Below are 8,129 nucleotides of genomic sequence, written 5' to 3'. Positions count from 1 at the left end.
GCGGTGTGGGAGGGGGCGGAAGCGTTGCAGGCGGCGAGGCTGAGGGCGACGGCTATCAGCGAGAAACTGGCAAGCCGGCGGTGACGCGGATTGAGGGTCGAGAACACGCGTTGAACTCCGTTCACTGGGTAAATGATGTGTCGTCCGTGGGGAGGAATGTACAGCAGTGAACGGGCCCATGCTGAGCCTTTCGTTGATCGCTACGGTGCCGATATGGCTGGCGCTTCTGGGCAAGGCCCGATGCCAGACGCTGGCCTGGAGGTGGCGGGTGGCAAGCCAACCGGCGACAGGCTGACCGCTACAACTGAACGAGCCTGCCAAGTGGCATGGCTCGAACAAAGGGGGGGCCGGTAAACCTGGCTCGTCTCGGACCGAGATCCCGTGCAAGCGTAGCCAGGCATCCAGCGCCAGCGCTGTAACGGGCTCCTGCTGTATTCATTTGGATGCTAATGGGGCGGTGTACTACCGTTGAAGGTTGGAAACTTACGGGATGCCAGGGGCCGGAGGCGGACAACCCTTCATTCGTGCCGAGTTCAGTCGGCACGAATGAAGGGTTGCGCGGCGCCTACACGCCAATCAGGTCTATTTGGCGTTGAGCCCCACCATGCGGCGTATCAGGCTTGTGCTTTTGCGGTAGTCGTAGTCCAGCACCAGGCTATCGCGCAGCAGGGGCTCGCTGAGTGCGTGCTGTTCTTCAAACACCAATGCACGTGTGGAGTGCTCACTGGCAGCCACGTCCCACACCAGATTCATCAGCAGGTTCTTCTCTCTGGCGCCCACGCTTTGCGTGTCAAGAAACCAGGAGAACTTCTGGCCAAAGGCGGCGTCGGTGGCCAAGTCTTTCTCGTTGAACCTGAGGATCAAGCCCTGTCCGCACAGCTCTCTGAGCAAATGCAGCACCCGAGGCAATTTCTCCATGGCAAAAATCCTTCCGGCGGCCAGTGCGTTGGGGCCAGGCAGCAATATGTCGCCTTCGGACATCTCGGCCGTTTCGATGGAGGCGATGCACATGCCTTTGAGTATTTCCGCAAGCTGCACTATTTCGCTGACCCGCTGGCGAACCACCGCAATCCCCTCAAGGCCCAGGACTTCCATGATCACCTTGGCCAGTCCGGCATACAGGTCAGCCTTGGTTTCCAGGCGCACGAGCGTGTACCAATGGCTGTATGAGGTCCACAGGCTGAAGAAGCCGGCGTTGGCCAGTTCCGGCACGTTCGCCGCCATGATTCGCCAGCGTGGAATGAACACGTTATCGAATACCACCATCGCCTCGGCTTCTTCACCTTTGGATATGAGCGGGTGGTCATAGGCGCTGGCGTGAGGCTGGGAGACAATCTCTCGGCAAAAAATCTTCACCCCCGGCGCATCGGCAGGGACGTAAGCCCAGAATGACTCGTTGGGCGCTGCGGGGAACAAGCTGCCAACAAATATTTCATTGGACTGCGGTGCTACCGTGCCCACGCCTTTGACGCCGCTGATCCAGATGCCCTCGGCGTTCTGCTTGTTGATCCTCATCACGGCACGATCGGGCGGCGGCAGGTTGAGGTCGGTGCCGTGGGTACGTGCCCGATAGCCCTGTGGATCAACAATGGCCTCAGACAAATACAGGCTGTTGCGCTCGGCGTAGTCATGGTATTCGGTAATGTTTTCTGCGTACTCAGGGCATTTTTTCCTGAATGTCGGCCGATATCCCATCATGCCGACGGTGAAGCTGGCGATCATGTCCAGGTTACGGCAGTGGGTGCCCCAGGTTTTTTGCGAGACGTACGTGATTGCGCGGCGTCGCGACGCCAAGTCTTCTTTGTTTCTAGGGGGCATATAGGCAGAAGAGGCCAGGTAACCGTCGGGGCGTACGTAAGTCAGAATGTCGTCGTGTTCACCGCTGAATTGTTCTTCGTAGATTTCTGCAACTTGCGATATGCCTCCAGCCGTAGAGAAGTGTGTAGTCACATCCTCAACAACTTGGCCTTGATAAATAACAGTGCGGTCATCACGCAGTGAAGCTTTGAAGGATTCTGCACTTTTCAGATATTTACGCTTGTTTTGAAGATCTAGCATGGTAGCAGCCTCAGTAATGTCTAACTTTGTTTGTGTCGTCTCTGGCCCGATGTCTATCGCTGGGTCAAGGACAACGTTCTAGAGCAACTATAAGATTCAGATAGGAATTAATGTCGTTACACACTTTGGTGATCCGGACTCTCTGTTTGGTATTTCGAATACGCGTTCTTTCGCATCTGGACTCTTCTCATGTTGACCGGGTGTCATAAGTGTTGAAGTTCGCGCAATGAGTTCGAAGTTGGAGCAGCCAGCACTTCAAAGCATATTTATCTCGGTACCCTACGGCTGTAATCGGCGATGTTTCCAGCCTTCAGCGCTGCGGTCATAGCGCAAGCGTTCATGCAGGCGATCCTGGCCGTTACCCCAGAACTCCAGCGATTCAAGCCGCAACTCAAACACGCAATAACCCTCGGGACGCGGCAGCGGACCTTGAACCTCGGCCAGTTCCCTGGCGGCGTTGCGCAGGGCCTCGACATCCGTGAGCTCTTCACTCTGGCGAGACGCCGATGACATCGGATGCGTGGCATAAGGGCGCTTCAACCAGGCCTCGTCAGCCTTGGCATCCGGCATGCGCACGGCCTGGCCATTGAGGATGATCTGCTGGCTGGTTTCGCGCCAATACAGCGTGCCCGAGGCCCAGGGGTTCTCTGTCAGTTCGCGGCCTTTCTGGCTTCCGGCATGGGTGCTGAACAGCACCCCGGTGTCATTGATCTCACTGATCACCACGATGCGTGTCGAAGGCCGGCCCTGGCTGTCAGCCGTGGCCAGTGCCAGCGCACGGGGTTCGCGGATGCCCACGCGGCGTGCGCGTTCGAGCCAGTTGTGCAGCACGCTCATGGGATCGGCAGGCGGCTTCTGGTACTCGGGGAACGGCGCATCCAGGGTGCCGGTCAGCGATTCCGACATGCCTTTACCCAACAGCGGCTTGCCTAGTACTGAACTGTTCATAGAACGATGGTCCCCCGTCCGAAGGTGATGCCATTGCCTGATACTTCGACCCGCGTCAGTTGATCGGCGCGGCCCTCGGCCCGGGCGAACATGAGTGAAGGGCGGCCGATTTCCACGCCCTGGAGAATTTCGATCTGCTGGCCGAACTCGATCTGGCCATGCCGCGCCAGATGGATCGCCAAGGGCCCGGCAGCGGAGCCCGTGGCCGCATCCTCGACCACCCCATAGGCCGGCGAGAACATCCGGCTGCGCCAGCGCCGTCCCGCACCGGCAAAACAGTTGATGGCCATGTCGTGGAAGCTGCACAGGGCACGGTGGTCGGGATGCAGGGCCGACAGCGCGGCGATGCTCGGCAGGCCGACAAACACATGGCGCGGGCCGTTGTGATAGATCTCGATGGGAAAGGTCGAGTCGCTGATGCCCAGGGCCTTGAGCAATTCGGCGTCGCGCCCCAGGGCCGTCCAGGTCGGTATCGGCTGGTCCATGCTGGCGGCGATGACGCTGCCGTTCTGGCGTTCCAGCTCAAAGGCGATGGTGCCCATCTGGGTTTCCAGGAACAGCCGGTGATTGTCGGTGCGCGCACCCAGGGCAATGGCCGTGCCCAGCAACGGGTGCCCGGCGAAGGGCAGTTCGTTGACCGGGGTGAAGATCCGGATCAGCGCATCACCACAGTTACGTGGCTTGAGCACGAAGGTGGTTTCCGACAGGTTCATCTCCCGGGCGATGCGTTGCATTTGCTCGGCCGACAAGTCATCGGCGTCAAAGAACACCGCGACCGGATTGCCTTCCAGCGGGACGCTGGCAAAGGCGTCGATGATGACGTAGTTGTGCATGGTTATCTCCCGGCGGCCGAAGCGTTGTTCTCGACAGGTGTGTGGATCAGGGCGTGCCGCAGCAGGTCGGCGATGATGCGCGGACCTTCCTGGGTCAGTAGCGACTCGGCATGAAACTGCATGGAGGCAAACGACGGTCCACGCAGGGCATGCACCTCGCCGGTCTCGCTGTCGCGGCTGATTTCGACGGTGCCGATGCCGTCGATGTCCAGGCGGTCACTCGAGCTCTGGGCGGCGAAGGTGTTGTAGAAACCCACCCGTTCGGTGGCGCCGAACAGGTCGATCTGTTTTTGCACGCCCTGGTTGGGAATGGCTTTGCGCTGCAGTTCCAGGCCCAGGCACAAGCTCAGCACCTGATGGCTCAGGCACACTGCCAGGAACGGCCGCTGCTGGCTGAGCAAGGAGCGGATGGCCACATGCAGGTGGTTGATTTTCGGCTGTTGGACTTCGCTCGGGTTGCCGGGGCCGGGGCCCATGATGACCAGGTCGTAGCCGTCAAAGCTGTATTCGTCGCTGAAGCTGCACACCGTCACTATCAGGCCCAGGGCCCGCAGTTGCTTGGCGATCATCGAGGTGAAGGTGTCTTCGGCGTCGACGATCAGCACCTGGCGGCCACTGAAGTCAGCCTGGATCTGCTCCCGCTGCTGGCTGTCCATCAGCCAGAAGTCCGAGACGTAGGCATTGCGGCTGGCCAATGCGGCGCGTACTTGCAGGTGGTTGCCGAAGCGCGAGGGCGCCTGGTTTTTCAGTGCGCTGATCAGGCCAGTGGCCTTGGCCCGGCTTTCGGCAGCCTCGGTCATCGGGTCGGAATGGCGCACGATGGTCGAGCCCACGCTGATTCGCACCTCGCCGCTGTTATCGATGTCGGCGGTGCGAATCAGGATCGCCGAGTCCAGGGAACGGCCGCCCTTGCCATCGCTGCCGATCAGCGCGGCCATGCCGCTGTAGTACGCGCGGCCTTGCGGCTCATAACGCTGGATGACCCGGCAGGCGCTTTCCAGCGGGCTGCCGGTGACGGTGGGCGCAAACAGGGTTTCGCGCAGGATTTCCCGTACATCGCGATGGGTCTTGCCTTCGATGAAGTACTCGGTGTGGGCCAGGTGCGCCATTTCCTTGAGGTAAGGGCCGAGGACGTGGCCGCCGTCCTCACAAATGCGCGCCATCATTTTCAGCTCTTCATCCACCACCATGTAGAGCTCGTCGGCCTCCTTGCGATCCGCCAAAAAGTCCATGACTTCGCTCAGGTTGGGGCCGGCGGGCGGATAGCGGTAAGTGCCACTGATGGGGTTCATCACCGCGAGCCCATCCTTGATGCTGATGTGGCGCTCGGGGGAGGCGCCCACGAAGGTACGGCTGCCGGTGTGGATGATGAACGTCCAGTAGGCGCCTTTCTCCCGTTCCAGCAGATGGCGAAAGAACGACAGCGCACTGGCCGGGCCGTACTCGCTGATCTCGGCCAGGAAGGTGCGCTTGATGACGAAGTTGGCGCCTTCCCCGGAGCCGATTTCGTTGGCGATCACCTGGCTGACGATCTCGGCGTAGCTCGCGTCGCTGAGGTCGAAGCGTTCGCTGTTCAACTGGATCGGCACGTTGGGCAACAGTCCCAGCAAGCGCTCGATGCTGATGGATTGCTGCTCGGTGATGTTCATCGCCAGCAGCGGCGACTGGTCGTCCACCGCCTCGAAACCGCGTTCGGCGATCTGGCGGTAGGGGATCAGCGTCAGTACATCCAGGCGAGGCGCGCCGATCGAGGTGGCAGGCAAGTCGATATCGGCCAGGACCTGCGGCTCCGACATTTCGCCGATCAGCACATCCAGCAGGCCAGGCCCGCTGGATTCCGGGCGGTATAACAGGGCAAACGGCTCGGGAACCGGTTGCAGGATGCGCTCCATGAGACGGGCGGCTTGGCTCATAGCACCACCTCGTCGGTGGTGATGACCATGGCGCAACGGCTGGCGGCGTATTCGATGGCCATCCAGTGGTGCTCCTTGCTGAAGTCGGCGATGGCGTCGGCAACGAGGAAGGGCTGGATGTCGTTGGAGTAGGCATCCACGGTAGAAATCAGTACCCCGACATGGGCGTACACCCCGCACAGGATCAACTGATCGCGATTGTTGGCACGCATGCGTTCCAGCAGGTCGGAGTTGAAGAACGCGCTGTAGCGCCACTTGGTCAGCAGCCAGTCACTGGGCTTGGGGGTCAGGGCGTCGACCACCTCGCGGTCGGTGGGGCTGGCCTTCATGCCCGGGCCCCAGAAGTCCTTGAGCAGCCCGCGTTGCTCCTCGCTCATGCTGCCAGGTTGGGCGGTGTAGGCCACCGGAACGCCGTTGTCGGCGGCCCACTGGCGAATGCGCGCGGCATTGCTCACGACTTGTTCACGCAGGGCGTCGGGCAAGGGCCGCAGGAAGTAGCGCTGCATGTCATGCACCAGCAGCACGGCACGCTCGGGGTCGATGCTCCATTGCGCGAGGTTGACGGGCAGGTCGCGCGAAGTAGGCAAGACGTAAGGGACGATCGATGGAATGCCGGTCATGTCGACAAACTCCAGTCAAAAGGAGGCAAGGGTTGAGGTGGGCTGGTTCTTCCAGGCCATCACCGCGGTAATGGCCTGCCAGGGGTTCAGGCGCGGGTCGCACAGGCTCTTGTAGCGGCTGGCGACCTGATGCAGGCCGGCGGCATCGGAAGCGCACTCGCTGACGTCGTCAGGGGTGGTTTCCAGGTGCAGGCCGGCGGCCACGCCACCGGCTGAGGTCACGGCATGCTTGAAGGCGGTGATTTCCTCGGTGATGGCCTGCACCATGCGGGTCTTGTTGCCGCAGGGCGCGACGATGGTGTTGCCGTGCATCGGGTCGCTCAGCCAGATGATCTTGTGGCCGGCCTGGCGCACCGCTTCAACCAGCGGCGGCAGGCGATCGGCGACCTTTTGCGCGCCCATGCGGGCAATCAGGGTCAGCCGGCCGGGTTCGCGCTTGGAGTCCAGGCGTTCACACAGGCTCAGCAACTGGTCCCGGGTGATGTCCGGGCCAACCTTGCACGCCACCGGATTGAGCACTTCGCTGAGCAGCGTCACGTGAGCGCCCGTTAACTGACGGGTACGCTCGCCGATCCACGGCCAGTGGGTCGAACCGAGAAATACCCGGCCCTGTTCGTCCTGGCGCAGTTGTGGCAGTTCGTAGTCGAGTACCAGCATTTCGTGACTGGTCCAGGCCGGTGAACCGCTGAGTTGTTCCTGGCTTGCCGACGCTTTCCAGCCCAGGTGTTGCATGATGTCCCGCGCGGCGCTATAGCCTCGAACCAGGCGTTGCGCATCGTGCTGGCGATGACCGCAGATGGCCTCGCGGCCGTTGACCATGTCGCCGCGATACACCGGCAATTCGACATCGCCGATGCGTTCGTTGTTGTTGGAGCGCGGCTTGGCAAACTGCCCGGCAATCCGGCCCACCCGTACCACCGGTTGCTGGGTCACCAGCCGGAACGTACCGGCCAGGATGTCCAGCACCGCGGCTTTGCGGGCCACATGGTCGGGAGTGCTTTCATCCATGTCCTCGGCGCAGTCACCGGACTGGATGACCATCGCTTCGCCGGCCGCTACACGCGCCAGCGTGGCGCGCAGCACCAGGATGTCTTCCACTCGTATCAATGAGGCGCTGTCCCTGAGGTAGGCCTGCGCGTCGTGCAATTGTGAGGGCTCGCTCCATTGAGGCTGCTGGAACGCTTCACAACTTAAAACCCGTTTCAGTAAGTCTTCCATGATGCGATCACTCTCACGAGGGATTAAGTTGGAATGCCTTCGCGTTTGATTTGCGGTACTGGAATACCCAGGGCGCGCAGTTGCTGAAAGACGTTCATGAATTCGCGATTGCGTTTTACTTTGCCGTCTTCCAGCTCGAAGGAGTGCAGGAAGTGGTTCTCGTAATAGCCTTCCGGATAGCCGGGAAAGAGGATCTTGCCGCGGCCATCGCACTCGACCCAGATATGGTTAGGGTCATCGGTTTCAAATACTTTGACGTTGTACCATTCCCAGTCCGGGAAGCACTTGAGTGACCAAACAGCATGTTCGGCCAACTTGGCTTTGCCACTGATTACAATCGGCGCGCCGGTGTCGGTGGTCCATAAGCCGCCTGTACCATCTTCGGTAAATAGTTCATGGCGGCGCAGGCGGTCCTGGCCTTTGGTCCGCATATATTGCTCGACCGTGGCGCGGTTTTTGCGGCGAAGTTCAGTGGTGTCGTTAGCGGTTAGTTGTTGCGTTGCACTGTTAGGCATGCTCAATCTCCAATGAATTAGGGG

The 8,129-nt window shown here is 60.7% G+C and carries 7 protein-coding genes; all 7 read right to left on the bottom strand.

All coding sequences use genetic code 11. The features are described from left to right. Positions 1–582 precede the first annotated feature (582 nt). The 7 genes from DK261_RS19540 to DK261_RS19510 all read right to left on the bottom strand — a co-directional run bounded on the left by DK261_RS19540 (position 583) and on the right by DK261_RS19510 (position 8,105). Complete coding sequence (locus tag DK261_RS19540) at positions 583–2,058, bottom strand: 4-hydroxyphenylacetate 3-hydroxylase N-terminal domain-containing protein (protein ID WP_009050825.1); 1,476 nt, start codon at positions 2,056–2,058, stop codon at positions 583–585. A gap of 279 nt (positions 2,059–2,337) precedes the next feature. Then, on the bottom strand, positions 2,338–3,006 hold the full coding sequence (gene phzG, locus DK261_RS19535; RefSeq protein WP_038635117.1) for a phenazine biosynthesis FMN-dependent oxidase PhzG: 669 nt from the start codon (positions 3,004–3,006) through the stop codon (positions 2,338–2,340). Continuing rightward, entirely contained in the window at positions 3,003–3,839 is an 837-nt protein-coding gene (locus DK261_RS19530) for a PhzF family phenazine biosynthesis protein (protein WP_016703606.1), read from the bottom strand. Before DK261_RS19530 ends, phzG begins: the two co-directional genes overlap by 4 nt. 2 nt (positions 3,840–3,841) lie before the next feature. Further along, positions 3,842–5,752, bottom strand: a complete 1,911-nt coding sequence (locus DK261_RS19525) for an anthranilate synthase family protein (protein ID WP_110176175.1) — start codon at positions 5,750–5,752, stop codon at positions 3,842–3,844. Next, positions 5,749–6,372: an isochorismatase family protein gene (locus DK261_RS19520; RefSeq protein WP_009050821.1), complete on the bottom strand. Its 624-nt coding sequence runs from the start codon at positions 6,370–6,372 to the stop codon at positions 5,749–5,751. Before DK261_RS19520 ends, DK261_RS19525 begins: the two co-directional genes overlap by 4 nt. Before the next feature lie 15 nt (positions 6,373–6,387). Continuing rightward, the gene (locus DK261_RS19515; RefSeq protein ID WP_041984169.1) at positions 6,388–7,590 is read right to left on the bottom strand and encodes a 3-deoxy-7-phosphoheptulonate synthase; all 1,203 of its coding nucleotides are present in this window, start codon (positions 7,588–7,590) and stop codon (positions 6,388–6,390) included. Positions 7,591–7,613: 23 nt separating this feature from the next. Further along, on the bottom strand, positions 7,614–8,105 hold the full coding sequence (locus DK261_RS19510; protein WP_009050819.1) for a PhzA/PhzB family protein: 492 nt from the start codon (positions 8,103–8,105) through the stop codon (positions 7,614–7,616). Positions 8,106–8,129 lie beyond the last annotated feature (24 nt).

It is taken from the genome of Pseudomonas sp. RW409 (genome assembly GCF_003184125.1).
GTDB lineage: Bacteria > Pseudomonadota > Gammaproteobacteria > Pseudomonadales > Pseudomonadaceae > Aquipseudomonas > Aquipseudomonas chlororaphis_I.
Note: the sequence above shows the minus strand (reverse complement) of the source record. Positions and strands in the feature narration are given on the sequence as shown.

Coding starts and splice junctions, on each gene's coding strand:
- phzG (WP_038635117.1), bottom strand. CDS start 3,006: ATGAACAGTTCAGTACTAGGCAAGCCGCTGTTGGGTAAAGGCATGTCG.
- DK261_RS19515 (WP_041984169.1), bottom strand. CDS start 7,590: ATGGAAGACTTACTGAAACGGGTTTTAAGTTGTGAAGCGTTCCAGCAG.
- DK261_RS19525 (WP_110176175.1), bottom strand. CDS start 5,752: ATGAGCCAAGCCGCCCGTCTCATGGAGCGCATCCTGCAACCGGTTCCC.
- DK261_RS19530 (WP_016703606.1), bottom strand. CDS start 3,839: ATGCACAACTACGTCATCATCGACGCCTTTGCCAGCGTCCCGCTGGAA.
- DK261_RS19510 (WP_009050819.1), bottom strand. CDS start 8,105: ATGCCTAACAGTGCAACGCAACAACTAACCGCTAACGACACCACTGAA.
- DK261_RS19540 (WP_009050825.1), bottom strand. CDS start 2,058: ATGCTAGATCTTCAAAACAAGCGTAAATATCTGAAAAGTGCAGAATCC.
- DK261_RS19520 (WP_009050821.1), bottom strand. CDS start 6,372: ATGACCGGCATTCCATCGATCGTCCCTTACGTCTTGCCTACTTCGCGC.